The organism is Nocardiopsis sp. EMB25 (assembly GCF_026797795.1).
GTDB lineage: Bacteria > Actinomycetota > Actinomycetes > Streptosporangiales > Streptosporangiaceae > Nocardiopsis > Nocardiopsis lucentensis.
Map to the genome: position 1 here is coordinate 3,546,512 of NZ_JAMTDN010000001.1, position 14,711 is coordinate 3,561,222.

The 14,711-nt window shown below is 68.0% G+C and carries 16 protein-coding genes and 2 pseudogenes; 10 read left to right on the forward strand and 8 right to left on the reverse strand.

Annotation, left to right across the window (positions count from 1 at the left end):
• Positions 1–72 precede the first annotated feature (72 nt).
• Both KIK06_RS15310 and KIK06_RS15315 read left to right on the forward strand, forming a co-directional pair.
• Positions 73–1,683 carry a radical SAM protein gene (locus KIK06_RS15310; RefSeq protein ID WP_268643687.1) on the forward strand — a complete coding sequence of 537 codons (1,611 nt, stop codon included), beginning with the start codon at positions 73–75 and terminating at the stop codon, positions 1,681–1,683.
• Entirely contained in the window at positions 1,680–2,504 is an 825-nt protein-coding gene (locus tag KIK06_RS15315; protein WP_268643688.1) for a class I SAM-dependent methyltransferase, read from the forward strand. The genes KIK06_RS15310 and KIK06_RS15315 overlap by 4 nt, the downstream gene beginning before the upstream one ends.
• Before the next feature lie 86 nt (positions 2,505–2,590).
• On the opposite strand, the gene KIK06_RS15320 is transcribed toward KIK06_RS15315, so the two are convergent.
• From KIK06_RS15320 to KIK06_RS15335, 4 genes and pseudogenes are all read right to left on the reverse strand, one after another.
• Complete coding sequence (locus KIK06_RS15320; RefSeq protein WP_268643689.1) at positions 2,591–2,986, reverse strand: hypothetical protein; 396 nt, start codon at positions 2,984–2,986, stop codon at positions 2,591–2,593.
• Positions 2,983–3,279: a DUF427 domain-containing protein gene (locus KIK06_RS15325; RefSeq protein ID WP_268643690.1), complete on the reverse strand. Its 297-nt coding sequence runs from the start codon at positions 3,277–3,279 to the stop codon at positions 2,983–2,985. The genes KIK06_RS15320 and KIK06_RS15325 overlap by 4 nt, the downstream gene beginning before the upstream one ends.
• Positions 3,280–3,384: 105 nt before the next feature.
• A complete protein-coding gene (locus KIK06_RS15330; protein ID WP_268643691.1) occupies positions 3,385–3,699 on the reverse strand; it encodes a DF family (seleno)protein in 315 nt (104 codons plus the stop codon).
• Positions 3,700–4,435: 736 nt separating this feature from the next.
• Positions 4,436–4,837, reverse strand: a pseudogene (locus KIK06_RS15335) (type I-E CRISPR-associated protein Cas6/Cse3/CasE); the annotation flags it as partial.
• Between the two features lie 876 nt (positions 4,838–5,713).
• Between KIK06_RS15335 and istA the strand changes: the two are divergent.
• Both istA and istB read left to right on the forward strand, forming a co-directional pair.
• Positions 5,714–7,222, forward strand: coding sequence for an IS21 family transposase (gene istA / locus KIK06_RS15340; protein WP_017602407.1), 1,509 nt, complete (start codon positions 5,714–5,716; stop codon positions 7,220–7,222).
• Positions 7,222–8,013, forward strand: coding sequence for an IS21-like element helper ATPase IstB (gene istB / locus KIK06_RS15345; RefSeq protein ID WP_268641605.1), 792 nt, complete (start codon positions 7,222–7,224; stop codon positions 8,011–8,013). The genes istA and istB overlap by 1 nt, the downstream gene beginning before the upstream one ends.
• 535 nt (positions 8,014–8,548) lie before the next feature.
• Here the strand turns inward: istB and KIK06_RS15350 are convergent.
• Positions 8,549–8,845, reverse strand: a complete 297-nt coding sequence (locus tag KIK06_RS15350) for an Imm32 family immunity protein (RefSeq protein WP_268643692.1) — start codon at positions 8,843–8,845, stop codon at positions 8,549–8,551.
• A gap of 73 nt (positions 8,846–8,918) precedes the next feature.
• On the opposite strand from KIK06_RS15350, the gene KIK06_RS15355 reads away from it, so the two are divergent.
• Together KIK06_RS15355 and KIK06_RS15360 are read left to right on the forward strand one after the other, a co-directional pair.
• Positions 8,919–9,125, forward strand: coding sequence for a hypothetical protein (locus KIK06_RS15355; protein WP_268643693.1), 207 nt, complete (start codon positions 8,919–8,921; stop codon positions 9,123–9,125).
• Positions 9,126–9,174: 49 nt separating this feature from the next.
• Positions 9,175–9,861 carry a hypothetical protein gene (locus KIK06_RS15360; protein WP_268643694.1) on the forward strand — a complete coding sequence of 229 codons (687 nt, stop codon included), beginning with the start codon at positions 9,175–9,177 and terminating at the stop codon, positions 9,859–9,861.
• A 161-nt stretch (positions 9,862–10,022) separates the two neighbouring features.
• On the opposite strand, the gene KIK06_RS15365 is transcribed toward KIK06_RS15360, so the two are convergent.
• From KIK06_RS15365 to KIK06_RS15370, 3 genes are all read right to left on the reverse strand, one after another.
• Entirely contained in the window at positions 10,023–10,430 is a 408-nt protein-coding gene (locus KIK06_RS15365) for a hypothetical protein (RefSeq protein ID WP_268643695.1), read from the reverse strand.
• Positions 10,348–10,833, reverse strand: a complete 486-nt coding sequence (locus KIK06_RS29385; RefSeq protein WP_442789826.1) for a transposase — start codon at positions 10,831–10,833, stop codon at positions 10,348–10,350. Before KIK06_RS29385 ends, KIK06_RS15365 begins: the two co-directional genes overlap by 83 nt.
• A 171-nt stretch (positions 10,834–11,004) precedes the next feature.
• Positions 11,005–11,568, reverse strand: a complete 564-nt coding sequence (locus KIK06_RS15370) for a dihydrofolate reductase family protein (RefSeq protein WP_268643696.1) — start codon at positions 11,566–11,568, stop codon at positions 11,005–11,007.
• Between the two features lie 319 nt (positions 11,569–11,887).
• On the opposite strand from KIK06_RS15370, the pseudogene KIK06_RS15375 reads away from it, so the two are divergent.
• The 4 genes and pseudogenes from KIK06_RS15375 to KIK06_RS15390 all read left to right on the forward strand — a co-directional run.
• Positions 11,888–12,046 (forward strand): annotated as a pseudogene (locus KIK06_RS15375) (DUF397 domain-containing protein); the annotation flags it as partial.
• A gap of 229 nt (positions 12,047–12,275) precedes the next feature.
• On the forward strand, positions 12,276–12,857 hold the full coding sequence (locus KIK06_RS15380; RefSeq protein ID WP_268643697.1) for a dihydrofolate reductase family protein: 582 nt from the start codon (positions 12,276–12,278) through the stop codon (positions 12,855–12,857).
• 35 nt (positions 12,858–12,892) lie between these two features.
• On the forward strand, positions 12,893–13,267 hold the full coding sequence (locus tag KIK06_RS15385) for a YciI family protein (RefSeq protein ID WP_268643698.1): 375 nt from the start codon (positions 12,893–12,895) through the stop codon (positions 13,265–13,267).
• Positions 13,267–14,490, forward strand: a complete 1,224-nt coding sequence (locus tag KIK06_RS15390) for an RNA polymerase sigma factor (protein ID WP_268643699.1) — start codon at positions 13,267–13,269, stop codon at positions 14,488–14,490. Before KIK06_RS15385 ends, KIK06_RS15390 begins: the two co-directional genes overlap by 1 nt.
• Positions 14,491–14,711: the final 221 nt, after the last annotated feature.

Genomic DNA, 14,711 nt, shown 5'->3' on the forward strand with positions numbered 1-14,711 from the left:
GGACTGTTGTGGGGGTGGGGAGGGCCCGTCCCGCGCCCCACCAGCACCATCGACACGGAAGGCGGGCCGCACATGGCCGACAGAGCACGCGATCGGGACGAGGTCTTCGTCGAGTACACCAAGAGCGTCTGTCCAGTGTGCAAGGTGGTGGTCGACGCGCAGGTCAACATCCGAGACAACAAGGTCTACCTGCGTAAACGGTGCAAGGAGCACGGCTGGTTCGAGGCGCTGGTCTACGGTGACGCCCAGCTGTACACGGACTCGACCCGCTTCAACAAACCGGGCACCCTGCCACTGACCTTCCAGACCGAGGTCAAGGACGGGTGCCCGTCGGACTGCGGGCTGTGCCCCGAACACAAGCAGCACGCCTGCCTGGGCATCATCGAGGTCAACACCGGCTGCAACCTGGACTGCCCGATCTGCTTCGCCGACTCCGGACACCAACCGGACGGCTACTCCATCACCCGCGAACAGTGCGCGCGCATGCTCGACACCTTCGTCGAGGCCGAGGGCGAACCCGAGGTGGTGATGTTCTCCGGCGGGGAACCCACCATCCACAAGGACATCCTCACCTTCGTCGAGATGGCCACCGACCGGCCGATCAAGATCGTCAACATCAACACCAACGGCATCCGACTGGCCACCGACACACGGTTCGCCGCCGCCCTGGCCGACCTCAACGGCCGAGGCGGGACCACCGTCAACGTCTACCTGCAGTTCGACGGGTTCGACGAGGCCACCCACCGCGCCATCCGCGGCAGGGACCTGCGCGAACGCAAGAGGCGCGCCCTGGACAACTGCGCCGAGGCCGGGCTGACCGTCACCCTGGTCGCCGCGGTCGAACGTGACCTCAACGACCACGAACTCGGCGACATCATCGAGTTCGGCATCGACCACCCCGCCGTCCACACCGTCACCTTCCAACCGGTCACCCACTCCGGTCGGCACGTGAAGTTCGACCCGCTCACCCGGCTGACCAACTCCGACGTCATGGAGATGATCACCGAGCAGCGGCCCGACTGGTTCCAGCCCGGGGACTTCGTGCCCGTCCCCTGCTGCTTCCCCACCTGCCGGTCGGTCACCTACCTGCTCGTGGACCGCAAGGAGGACCGGACCGACGTTGTTCCCCTGCCGCGCCTGATCGACGTGGCCGACTACCTCGACTACGTGAGCAACCGCGTCCTGCCCGACCCGGAGCTGCGTGCCTCCCTGGAACGGCTGTGGAGCGCGTCGGCGTTCATGAACGCCCCCGACACCATGGAGGGCCTGGCCGCGGCCACCGCCAACGCCGAGTGCGCGGCCTGCGGCATCGACCTGCCGCAGGCGGCCAAGGACCTGGGCGACAAGGTGTTCATGATCGTCGTCCAGGACTTCCTGGACCCCTACACCCTCAACGTCAAGCAGCTCATGAAGTGCTGCGTGGAGGAGATCACCCCGGACGGGCGGATCATCCCCTTCTGCGCCTACAACTCGGTGGGATACCGCGAACAGGTGCGCGCGAGGATGTCCGGTGTCGAGGTCGCCGACGTCGTCCCCAACGCCCGCCAACTGGCCGACGTCACCGTGGAGTCGCCCTACGGGTCCCGCATCGCCCGCACGGAACAGGGCACCGGCACGGACGTCGAACCGGGCGTCGCCCCCGACCGTACCAATGTCGGCCGCCGGGCTGTGGAGGAGTCATGACCGACCGACCACCGCCCGTCCCCGGCCCCGACCCCGAGGCGGTCAAGTCCTGCTGCGCCGCGGCCTACGGCACCGACGCCGTAGCCCTGCTACTCGGGGACTCCTACCATCCTGGAGGCCTCACGCTCACCCGCCGCCTCACCGACCACCTCACCCTCACCGCCGGTTCCCGAGTGCTCGACGTCGCCTGCGGTCCCGGTACCACCGCCCGCCTACTCGCCCTGGAACACGACGTGCGGGTCGACGGTGTCGACCTCGGCGCGGCCACCGTCGAAGCGGCACGGAAGGCGACCGAGGAGTCAGCGCTCGCCGACCGGGTCCGTTTCCACGAAGGCGACGCCGAGCGGCTCCCGGTTCCCGACGCCGTCTACGACGCCCTGGTGTGCGAGTGCGCCCTGTGCACGTTCCCCGATAAGACCGCCGCGGCCGCGGAGTTCGCACGCGTGCTGCGCCCGGGCGGCCGAGCGGGGATCACCGACGTCACTGTCGCCGACGGCGGACTTCCCGACGAGCTGGTGGGCATCACCGGATGGGTGGCCTGTGTCGCCGACGCCCTCCCCGCCGACGCGTACGCCGAACTACTGCGCGCGGCCGGACTGCGCGTCCTTCGAATGGAGTCCCACGATGGGGCCCTGGTGCGCATGATCGACCGGATCGACGCCCGGATACGGCTGCTCTCCATGACCGCGCCCGCACGTCTCACGGAGGCGGGAGTCGATGCCGACGCGCTCGCCCCCTACCTGACGGCCGCTCGGCGGGCCGCCGAGCGGGGCGGTATCGGGTACGCGCTCCTGGTCGCGGAGAAGCCCGGAGGCGGGTGAGTCCTCCGTCGGGTGCGCAGCCGGCAGTGTGCCACGGCCGATGGCGAAGCGACCGGAGGTGTCCGGTGGATCCACCGGTCCGAGGCTCAGGCGAGCGTTCCCAACCAGGTGGTCACCGCGTAGAGAACCGCGTAGGTGGCCACCGAGACGCCCAGCGCGAGCGCGATCCTCCCCGTGGCCTTGCGCGCACCATCCAGCGAGCACATCCGCTTCCGGTACAGCGACCACCAGACCAGCGCCACCAGTACGGCCAGACCCCCCAGGCGGAACCACCAGGCGTAGCCGTCGTAGAGGTCGGTGGCCCACACGAACGCGGTCCCGGCGCTGACCACGCCCAAGAGCGCCAGCACCGTCGGTCCCACGCAACACATGATCCCGACCAGCCCGGACACCAGGCCGATGCGTACCGCGGCCAGCGGCCGACGCGAGTCCTTCGCACCGGCGCCGCTTTCGGGTTCCAGGTCGGGGGAGGCCGCGCTCATCGGTCATCCTCCCGCTCGATGCTCACTCCGGGCCAGAACGCGACGTGGTCCCTGATCCGGCGGGCCAGCGGGCTGGGGCGCGGGTAGTACCAGGCGGCGGCCTCGTAGGTTCGGCCGTGCACGGTGACGTCGTAGTATCGCGCGACGCCCTTCCAGAAGCACAGGCTTCGGGACCGGGACTCGGAGAAGTGCTCCCGGCGCAGAGACTCCGGGGGGAAGTAGTGATTGCCCTCCACCATCACGGTGCGAGGTGCCTCGGCCAGCACCTCACCGTTCCACATTGCTCGGATCATCCCCGTCCCTTCGTGCGCCCACCATCGTCAGTCCAGCACATCGGGTGGTGGGACCGTGTGAAGGCGGAGTGTCAGCGACGTGACAACGCGCGTGTGGACTCGTGGTCACGCCTCGGTGAGTGCGCGAACCAGTTCCTCCGCGGTCGGGGCGCCCGAGAGGCCCTCAGGTGAGGGGTAGACGCGACAGGCGAGGCCGAAGGTCTCCCCGTGGTCGAACGGATCGCGCCCGTTCACACGGATCGTGGGTGAGCCCGGGAAGTGCAGATCGTGGGCTTCCTCCTCGGTGCCGACGACGACCAACTCGACCTCGACCGACGGGAGACCCACGCGGGTGAGTGCTTGGTGCAGGCGCTCGCGGGCCAGGCGCCAGTTGGGGCAGCCGTCGAAGAAGAGCAGTCGCACGTTCATCTCTTCATCCATCTTTCCACCGCGCCTTGCCGTTCACCAGCGCCGGTTCTCCCACACGCCTCCACGGGCGGCCCTTGGCGATGACCTCGTAGGCCCGATGCTCGCTCTCGGCACATGTCAAAGCGAACACCTCCCGTATCAGCCAGATCACCGGCTACCGCGCCGATGGCCGGCAGGATACCTACCAGGTGGTGGAAGCGCGCGACGGAAGAGACTCTCATCGCCCTGGCGAAAATGGGTGGACTCTCCCTGCGAAACTGCCCGAGAACGCCCCCAACCATCGGACACGGCTCACCAACTGTCTGCGCTCCGTTTTTGCTCCACAGTTCCGCACTGACACGACACCCGCCGGCATCACACGGCCCCAGACGGCACAACGGATCTGATGGGCTGACACGAAACGGTACGTAGCGACACACTTCTCATCCGATGGGCGCAGATTCGAATCCTGCCGGGTGCGCCACAAAACCCCAGTTCGGATGGGATTCTTCAGCTCACCTCAGAGGAGTTGTCACGCTGGTGGGTCCAGGGTGGGACCGAGACCAGACCCAGCCGATCTCCCCGTCCTCTCGACCGCCGAGGGGCCCTCCCGCAATCCCGGAGCACCAACCACGCGGTCCACTCAGCGACGCCAACGTCGCCGCGCCATGCCGCAGACCGTGCAACCGCGCCGGCGGCAACCCGCTCTCGGTGTTCAACTCCCGGAACAGGCACGGCGAACGCTCCGGAACACACGCGGCGTCGCGACCTACTGCGATGCCAGCGGGCTGACAAGGAGCAGCCCGGCACCCGTGGCCGTGCCCGCGCCGACACCGCTCAGACACAGCTCCTGGAGCGCCTCACTGTCCCGCACCACGGCCTCTCCGGTGAAGTGGTACCGAGCGGGCCTGCCCCCAAGACGTTTCCACTTCACCGAGGTGACGCCCACCGCACCCGCGAACTTGCCGGCCAACCAGTCCTCGAACTCCTCCTCCGCGAGAGGGACCCGCTTGCCGCGCGGACGTGACCCCTCCCCGGCGGGCCCCGTCTCGCGCTGCGCGGTGGGCGCCGTGATGAGCTCCCAGCGGACGCTCTCTCCCTCGAAGTGCCTGGGCGTCGGGTTGATCGTCGCGGAGACCGCACCGGGGACCTTGCCCCAGGCGGGTGCGGTGCAGCAACGCGCAGAGGTTGCTGGTCCAAGAGTTTCTGCAGGACTGGGAGCGGGTTTCGTGACCCCCCTACCGGAGCGTTTGTGGTCAGGATGGGAGATCGGACTGGGGGTTAACCACAGGTTTGTCATGCGGATCGCGTAGTCCAGCACCAGCCGGGCCACCTCGCTCCCGACACCCTTACCCCGGGACTCCCCCAGCTCTACAGGGTAAGGCGCGCTAGCATCCACGCTGGCCTGCCCGGCGATGTGGGAGGACGCGCTGCCTGCGGCGCCGACGGCAAGCTTGCGATCCGCCGCACTCGGGAACCGAGGGGGCTCCCTTTGAGGGTGGACTTCTCCTCAGAGTCACGTGTCCGATACAGCCAATCCTCAGAGGGGAACGCCCAGTCTCGAAGAAACTCGGGAGGTGCCATCGGACGCCGCCAGCCCCCGGTTTGTGCTCCGTTTGTGCTCCGCAGTTCCGTACTGACACGACACCGGGCGGCACCACACGGTCTCAGACGGCACGGCGGATCGGATGGGGTGGCATGAAACGGTACATAGCGACACGTGACGGCACGTAACCAGCGAACTTCTAATCCGATGGCCGCAGGTTCGAATCCTGCCGGGTGCGCCACAAAACCCCAGTTCAAACGGGGTACGCGAGTCGAACAGGCGAGGTGCGCAGCCCGGATTCGGGCCTGAAATGCTCCTCGTGTGCTCCCCAGTGCAAGGTCCCGTACAGGTGGCCACCCACCTCGCGGAGTGACAGCGGACAGTAGATACTCCCCATAGGCGGCCACTTAAGGCCCCGCCCACGGCCACGACACTCCCCACTGATGGCCAGATACCTCCCCGCCTGACCAGGACAAACACCGGTCGGCGAGGGTTGACCGGGTGAAGAGCAGCAGGGAGATCATGGAAATCCTGGAGGCCTACGACCTCACCGGGAGTTACCGGGCAGCGGCCGAACTGGCCGGGTGCGACCACCACACCGTCGCCCGCTACGTCAAACTCCGCGAGACCGGCCAAAGCCCCGAGCAGCGCACCCACCGCGCCCGCCCCATCGACGACTACCTCGACAAGATCGAGGAACTCGTCAACCGCTCCCAAGGCAGGGTCCGCGCCGATGTCGTCCACCGGCGCATCACCGCGATGGGCTTCACCGGCGGCGAGCGCACCACCCGGCGGGTGGTCGCCCAGGTCAAGGACCGCTACCGGGCCGGGAAACGGCGGGTGTTCCGGCCCTGGATCCCCGAACCAGGCCTGTGGATGCAGTGGGACTGGGGAGAAGGCCCCAAGATCCGGGGGCGGCGCACCCACCTGTGGTGCGCCTGGCTGGCCTGGTCCCGCTACCGCGTGATCATCCCGGTCTTCGACAAGACCCTGCCCACCGTGGTCGCCTGCCTGGACGCCACCCTGCGCCGACTCGGCGGGGTGCCCGCCTACGCCCTCACCGACAACGAGAAGACCGTCACCGAAGCCCACATCGCCGGGATCGCGGTCCGCAACCCCGAGATCGTGCAGGTCGCCCGCCACTACGGGATGACGATCCGCACCTGCGTCCCGGCCGACCCGCAGACCAAGGGCGGATCGGAGGCCACAGTGCGCATCGCCAAGGCCGACCTGGTGCCCACCGACGTCAACCTGGCCGAGGGTTTCCGCACCTTCGGCGACCTGGAAACCGCCTGCCGCGCCTTCACCGACCAGGTCAACGACCGGATCCACCGGGAAACCCGCCGCCGTCCCACCGAAGCGTTGGCCGAGGAGCGCACCCGGCTGCACCCGCTGCCCGCCGAACCGTTCACCATCGCGTTTGGCACCACAAGGCGGGTCAATTGGGACAGCACGATCTCGGTGGAGGGGGTTCGCTACTCCGTCCCCCACCACCTGGTCGACACCCGTGTCTGGGCCCGCTTCCACGGCGAGGAGCTGATCGTCACCGCCGTCGGCGAACGCGGCCCCGAGGAGGTGGCCCGCCACGGGCGCTCCACCCCGGGCAACCCGAGCATCAGCGACGACCACTACCCCGAGCGGGGCGACAAGGAAGGCGACCGCACCCCCAGAGCCCACAGCGCCGAGGAGGCCGCGTTCCTGACCCTGGGGCCCGGAGCCGCGTCCTGGCTGGTCGAAGCCGCCTCGGTGGGCACCCGCCGGATCAAGCCCAAGATGGCCGAGGCCGTCGCTCTGGCCAAGCTGCACACTCCGGCCGAGGTTGACCGGGCGCTGGGGACCGCGGCGATCGCGGGCCGGTTCGCCGAGAACGACCTGATCGCCATCTTGGCCCACCAGGCCGGACGCCCTGCCGCCGAGCCCACCCGCGCCAGCGAGGACCACAGCCTGCAGCCGGGCACCTCGGCCTGGTCCTCCTTCGGCCTGCCCCGCGACGACGAGAGCGAGCAGTGATGAGCACCCCGATCCGCACCGTTGCCGGACCGCCCGCCGAGCCGATGGCCGAGGCCGTCGAGCTCACCCGCCGGTTGCGGCTCCCCTACCTGCGCAAGGCCATGGCCGACGTGATCCCCACCGCCAAGGCGCAGCGGTGGGACCCAGCCGAGGTGGTCCGCGTCCTGCTGGCCGAGGAAGCCGCTGGACGCGACCAGACCAACCTGCGCACCCGCCGCAAGCGGGCGAACTTCCCCACTGGCAAGACGTTCGGGGACTGGGACGAGACCGCCTCCTGCATCGCCCGACCCACCCAGGACGCGCTCAAGACGCTGGAGTGGGTGGCCAGGCGGGAGAACCTGAGTATCTGCGGGCCCTCGGGGACGGGCAAGTCGCACTTTTGCGAGGCGCTGGGGCACGCCGCGGTCGAGGCGGGGATGACGGTGGCCTGGCACACCATCGAGGACCTGGGGGTGCTGGTTCGCAGGCACCGGGCGGACGACTCCATGGCCAGGGCCGTGACACGGCTGCTGCGCGCGGACTTGATCGTGGTCGACGATATCGGGCTGCTACCGGTCTCGGCCGATGCGGCCGAGGGGTTCTACAGGCTGGTGGACGCCGCCTATGAGCGCAGGTCGTTGGTGGTTTCCAGCAACCTGCACCCGTCGGGGTTCGACGAGATCATGCCCAAGACGTTGGCGACCGCGACGGTTGACCGGCTCCTGCACCACGCCCATGTCGTGGTGACCCAGGGTGACAGTTTCCGGCTTGCTCAGGCGACCTCGGGAGCGGGGGTGAAGGCGTTGAGTTGACCTCGGACACCACCACGGCGGGGACTTATCTGGCCGCCGTTGGGGAGATCGGCCTGGCCGTCAGTGGGGAGAACTACTGGCCGCCTGCGGGGAAAACACACTGGCCATTGACAGCGGAGCATTTTACCCACCCGTGACCCTGGCGGCCCGACCCAAACCCAACCCGTACCCGACCCCGGGGTGGCCCCGTGTCCGCCCACCAGCGCCCCGCAGCCGTCGCGTGGGGCACCGCTGAGCCCCGGACACGCCCGTCGCTCCACCAACCGCATACGGCCGTTTCAGCCGAAACCCCTTACCCGGCAGGGGTTCCCGCGCCACAATCGGTCACACGACCAAGGCGAGGGAAGAACGAGGCGACGTCGTCGACACCTAAGGCGGGCATGTCTCCGGCGGCACCGTCATCAAGGGCAAGAAGCATGACTGCTCCTCCTTCCACCCCTTCAGGTGAAGTGGCCCGCCCGTCTCGGTACCTCGCCCAAGGCTGCCGCCCGCCACCAGCATTGTCAGAGTCTTCTGGCACCTATGTAGCGCACGTCTACCCCTCCTCTTCATCGCAGCGCTCCAGGACCAGACCCGCGGAGCCCTCTTCGAGACCGTTGCGCTCCTCAAGATGCAGATGGGCTCCGTCCGGGGTTCCGTCCTCGGCGAGTGTCATCAGATGGCCAGCCAGGGTGCGCAGCCCCGCGGCGTTCGCCTCGATGACGATTTCGCTTCCGAGGTTGCGCACCTCAATGCGGGCGTCGTCCTCCCACGTGAAGACCCTTATAACCCCATCAACCACCACATTGACGTGAGTGGTCATTGGCGGGACGCCGGTCGACTCGTCAGACATGGCACCATCATGGACCACTTCCGCTCACGTCATCCCCAAACCCAGCTGCCACGACGTCACGCACGTGCCAGGGATGAAGTCCGACGGTTTCCAACAGTGGAGCCTGACCGACGCCTTCCCCGTCGAGTGCCAGTGCGGCACCCCCATGCAACACCTGCTCCAGATCGACAGCAGGGAACCGGGCGGACTGGACCGACTCGTCATCGGCCGAGGCTACTCCCTGAGCCTCCACCACTGCCCCACCTCCCCAGAGCACCCCCACCACACCGTCATGCAGTAGCCCCCAGGCAGAAGCCGACCGGAGAGGAACACAGCGAGATCATGCCGACATGATCGATACGATCGATTCCCCAGACTGGGGTCTCGTTCCCGGCCCTGCGAACCACTACCGCCCTGCGACCGTCCGTGACGGCCTCCAGGGGCTCACCCGTGCTCGCGGGCACACAGATGCGGCGTCGGCAGCGTCCCTCTTGGCGGGTGGAGGGATCATCCATGACCACAGCGGAACAGTCCTCCCCAGCGCCGTCCCTGCGACCCCGATCCTGCTCCAGATCGCGGAAGAAGGCTGCAACGCGGCGCAAGCGGCCGCGCTGGAACTCATCGAGGACGCGCTGGACTTCCGCCCCTGGCCAGGGTTCGCGCGCACCCGGGACCAGGTCCGTCTGTGCTGCGCGATCGCCGATCACGTCCACGCCCGCGCTCCCGCCTTGGCCAGGTTCGGCGACCGAAGCCGTTCCCTGCTCAGGGCGGCGCGGGAACACTGGCGGCTGGACATCGAGGAGACCTACGTCGAAGGCACCGACACCCTGGTGTTCGGCACCGCGACTGGATCACTGCCGAGGGCTCCTCAAGCAGCCGAACTCCACGCCGGTGGCGACATAACCCGTGTGAGCACCCTGATCATGGAGTATCCGGCAATCGAGGGCCACGCACAGGTGTGCGTTCGTCTGGCTGACACGAAGCTGCCGGAGACCCACTCCAGCGCCAGGTTGTACAACGCATCCTGCGGCGAATAGGACGCACAACGATCAGACCTTTCTGTTTCGTTCCGGGTTTATTGGAGGCTGGCATGTACCGGATTCCGTGGAGCCGTGTTTCTGGATTCTCAGGCCACGGTGCTCGGTCGTCTGTTCTCGAACTCTACGGGTGTCAGTCAGCCGATCTCCGGGTGGCGGCGTTACCGGTCGTGGAAGATCTCCAGGTACTCGAAGATCGCGTTGGCCAACTCCAGGCGGGTTCGCCACCTGCGCCGATCCAAGAGTTCGACCTGCATGCGTGACCAGAACGAAGCGATGACCGTGTTGTCATAGCAGTCCCCGATCGACCCCATCGAGGGCACCAGACCGGACTCTTTGGCCCGACGCGTGAAGGCCCAGGACCCGAACTGGGTGAGTTCAGCGTGCACACGCCGCACCCCGTAGACGCCGCCTGTGGCGGCGTGGATCTGACCGATGGTGTCGGTGAGCAGCACATGCCGGATGGCGCGGGCCGACGGTGCTCGGCTACGCCAGGCATAGAACCCCGATTCCGACACTCCCAGCACCCAGACGGCGACCTGGACCGGATGTCCCTCGGTGGCCACCACCACGATCGCCTCGAACCGTCTTTTTCCGGCCCACCTTCCCCAACAGTGCACTGGCTCGACGGTGGATCGCCAGCTCGGCCTCCAATTGGGCGATGCGCTTGTTCGCCGCGGCCAGTGCGGTCTTCTCTGCACTGGTCAGCCCCGGGGCCAAGCCCCGGTCGATACGGTCCTGGCGCCGCCAGGCGTAGACGGTTTCGGTACTGATTCCCAGGTCGCGTGACAACGTCGGCGACGCTGCGCCCGGCCTGGACCAGGTCCAACACCTTGCGGCGGAACTCGGCGGGCCATCCACGACGTCCCACGATGCCTCCTTGAGGTCACGTGGTCCCAGAGTCCAGGAATCCGACTCCGAAAAACGCGGGACACACCACAACGACCGGACGCCGCGACAGGAGTACCTCACTAGCTGGAGAGCCAACAGCCACCGGTCCGGTCACCCGTCAGGGGATCCCTATCCGGACAAATCGTCTGCGATGAAGAACAGGATCCGGCAAGGACGTCACGATCGCCTCGGAACACAGCGCCACGAGATCATTGGGTGGCCCAAAGCCCGAGCTGATCCGCCGTCGGGCACTCAACGCCTGGTCTCGTACCTGGTCAGCACCACGCCGTCGGGAAACGTCCGGGTCTCCACCAGGCTCAGGTTCACCCAGTTGTCCAGGGCCGTGAAGAACGGCGTGCCGCCGCCCACCAGGACCGGATGGGTGACGATCGCGTACTCGTCGATCAGCCCGGCCCGCATGGCCGCCGCGGCGAGTGTGGCACCACCGATATCCATGGGGCCGCCGTCGTCGTCCTTGAGCCTGGTGATCTCGGTGACCGCGTCGCCGGTAACCAAACGGGTGTTCCAGTCGACCGTGCTGGTCGTCGAGGAGAACACGACCTTCGGCATGTCCCGCCAGCGGCCGGCGAACTCGATCTCCGCCGGTGTGGCGCCCGGCTGCTTGTCGGCGGTCGGCCAGTGGGAGCTCATCGTCTCCCACAGTTTGCGCCCGTACAGCGCCAGGCCCGTCGTGTCCACCCGGTCGGACCACCACTGGAACAGCTCGTCGCTTGGCACGCTCCAGCCGAGGTCGTCGCCGGGCGCGGCGATGTGGCCGTCCAGGCTCAGGTTCATGCCGTAGGTCAGTTTCCGCATGGCGTCATGCCTTCCATGAATCGGTATTCGGCGTACAGACCAGCACAGCGAGCAAAAATCATCGGTCAGGCCGCACCGAGGGTCAGTCCACGCCAGGTGAATTCTCTGCACGGAAAGAAACCTGCGACGTACCGGCGGGTTGAGACGAACCCACCGCCACCGGTGTGACCTGCGCTGGTGCAGAAACTCCGTACGATGGAAATCTCACTGACCGGAGGCTAAACATACACGTACTGAGCCCAGCTGTACCAAGATCAAACCCTGCCAACTCCTTGACGCATGACAAGCGAACGCTGATGCAGAACCGTCATGGCGCAAGTCCTCCTACAGCGGAGGAGGCCAGAACTGCGTCGAGGTGGCGGAGCTGCCGACCGGTTCCACCGTCCGCGACTCCCAGAACCCCGACCACACGCAGCTGGCCTCTCCCGCCTCCGAGTGGCGCACCTTCCTCCGCCAAGTGAAGGTTCAAGACCACTGACCTCCTGCGTCACGTCGGCCCCGGAACACCCACCGGGGGCCGACGTATGTCCAACTCGTCGCGTGAACGTTCCACGCTGGGTGACGGGAGGCGATCCCGACACCCGCCGACATCACCGGTATGAGGTACGAATTTCCGCGCGGGTGTCTGTCAGGCTCTCCCTGCCTCGTCATCACTGTGTCGGGCCACATATCGGGGCCCGCGAAGCCACGAGGCGAGGAGAACGACCATGGGCACCATCAGTGTCTTCGAGAGTGTCACCCTCGACGGCGTCCTGCAGAGCGTGGGGCGTCCGGACGAGGACACACGCGGCGGTTTCCGCCACGGCGGGTGGGGCGAGGGCTACGCCGACGAGGTGATCGGACGGTTCGCGGGGGCGAGCATGGGCAGGACCACCGCCATGCTGCTGGGCCATCGAACCTACGACGACCTACTGGGACACTGGACGTCGGTGCCGGAGCCCAACCCGTTCACCCGGGCTCTGCTGAACCAGGACAAGTACGTCGCCTCGCGTGACGCGGGCGCCGAACTCGCCCACCCCAACTCCACCCTCCTGTCCGGGGAGGCAGCCGAGACCGTGGCCGCACTCAAACGGGACGTCGAGGGTGTGATCACCGTGCTCGGCAGCGGTGAGCTCGTGCGTTCCCTGCACGCGGCAGGACTCGTCGACGAATACGCCCTGCTGATCCACCCCATCGTGCTCGGGTCCGGCACTCGACTGTTCGGCGACGCCGATCGCGGCGACCTGGTGCTCCGGGAGTCGGTCACGTCCACGACCGGTGTCGTGATGGCGCGTTACCAGACCGATTGACCAGTGGCCCACCATGATCGTGTGAGGATACGGACATGCGCTACATGCTGTTGTTCCACTACGCCGAGGAGGCTAGGGAATCGATCGGCGAGGAGGCGATGGCCGCCGGCATGCGGGCCTTCGCCAGCTACACCGCGACCCTGGAGCAGGCGGGCGTCCTGGTGAGCGGTCAGGTGTTGCGGCCGTCGACCAACGCGACCACGCTCACCCTGGTCGACGGAGAGCCGCGGATCCAGGACGGGCCGTTCGCCGACACCAGGGAGCAGCTCGGCGGGGTGGTGATCATCGACGTGCCGCATCTCGACGCCGCCCTGGAGTGGGCACGGCAGGCGCCGCCGCTGTCGTGGGGTTCTGTCGAGATCCGGCCCGGTGCTGTGCATACCGAGGCCGGGGTGTGGGTTCCGTCGTGATGACAGGTGCGATGGCGGCGGAGGTCGCCGAGTACACCGCGCGGACCTCGTACGGTCGGTTGGTGGCGCTGCTGGCGGCCTCCACCGGCGATCTCGAACTGGCCCAGGACACCCTGGCGCAGGCGTTCGAGCGCGCCCTGGTCACCTGGTCCAGGGACGGTGTGCCGGACAACCCGGAGGGCTGGCTGCTGACGGTGGCACGGAATCACCAGCGAGACGTGTGGAAGTCCGCCGCGCACCGCCGCGACCAGCCGTGGGAGGCCGCCACAGACACGGGCGCGGACTGCGTCTCTCCCCTGGACGACCTCGACCCGGACGCGATTCCGGAGCGGCGGTTGGCCCTGCTGTTCGTCTGCGCGCACCCGGCGATCGCCGCGAACGTGCGCACGCCGCTGATGCTGCAGGTCGTGCTGGGGTTCGACGCCCGCGACATCGCCCGGGCGTTCGCGGTTCCCGCAGGAGCGATGTCACAGCGGTTGGTGCGCGCCAAGCGGCGGATCCGCGACGCCCGGATCCCGTTCGCCGTGCCCGGACGGCGGGCCATGCCCGAGCGCCTGCCGCCGGTGCTCGAGGCGATCTACGGCTGCTACGCGCTCGCCCGGCCCGGGCGGAGCGACGGGGAGTCGCTCACCGGCGAGGCCCTGTACCTCGCCGTGACGACGGCCGCCCTTCTCCGAGACGAGCGTGAGGCATGGGGTCTGGCGGCGCTGCTGGCACTGGCGTCCGCGCGGAGAACACCCGAGGGCGTCTATCTGCCCTTGGACCAACAGAATCCGGCCGGGTGGGACCACGCCCTCATCGCGCGAGGGGAGGAGTATCTGCGGCGTACCGAATGCCCTGGACAGGTACCGGGCCGGTTCCAGCTCGAAGCCGCGATCCAGGCCGTGCACTGCGATCGGGCACGAACCGGTGATATCGACTGGCCCGCGCTGCGCACCCTCTACACGGCACTGGTCGCGGTGGCGCCGAGCCTGGGAAGCCGCGTCGCGCACGCGGCCGTCGTGGGGCGCACGGGTTCTCCGGAGCAGGGGTTGGCGCTACTGGACGGGCTGCCGAGCGAACGCGAGGGGTTCCAACCGTTCCACGCGACACGGGGCGACCTGCTGACGAGACTCGGGCGGCGTGAGGAGGCCGCCACGGCCTACACCCGGGCGGCCGCGCTCAGCGACGCCCCCGCCACCCGCGCCTTCCTCGAGCAACACGCGAGGACGCTGAGAGGGTGAGGCCCTGAGCGCCAGCGGTTCGAAACGACGAGGCCGACACCCGTCATCGTAGCCACCAGCCCGGAAACCCTCTCAAAACGGGCAGCATCACGGAAACAGAGGTACCTCGCGAGGTGCCATCGGATTCCGCCAACCGGGTGTGTGCTCCGTTCGTGCTCCGCAGTTCCGTACTGACACGACACCCAGCGGCATCACCCGTCCTCGGATGGCGCGGCGGGTCG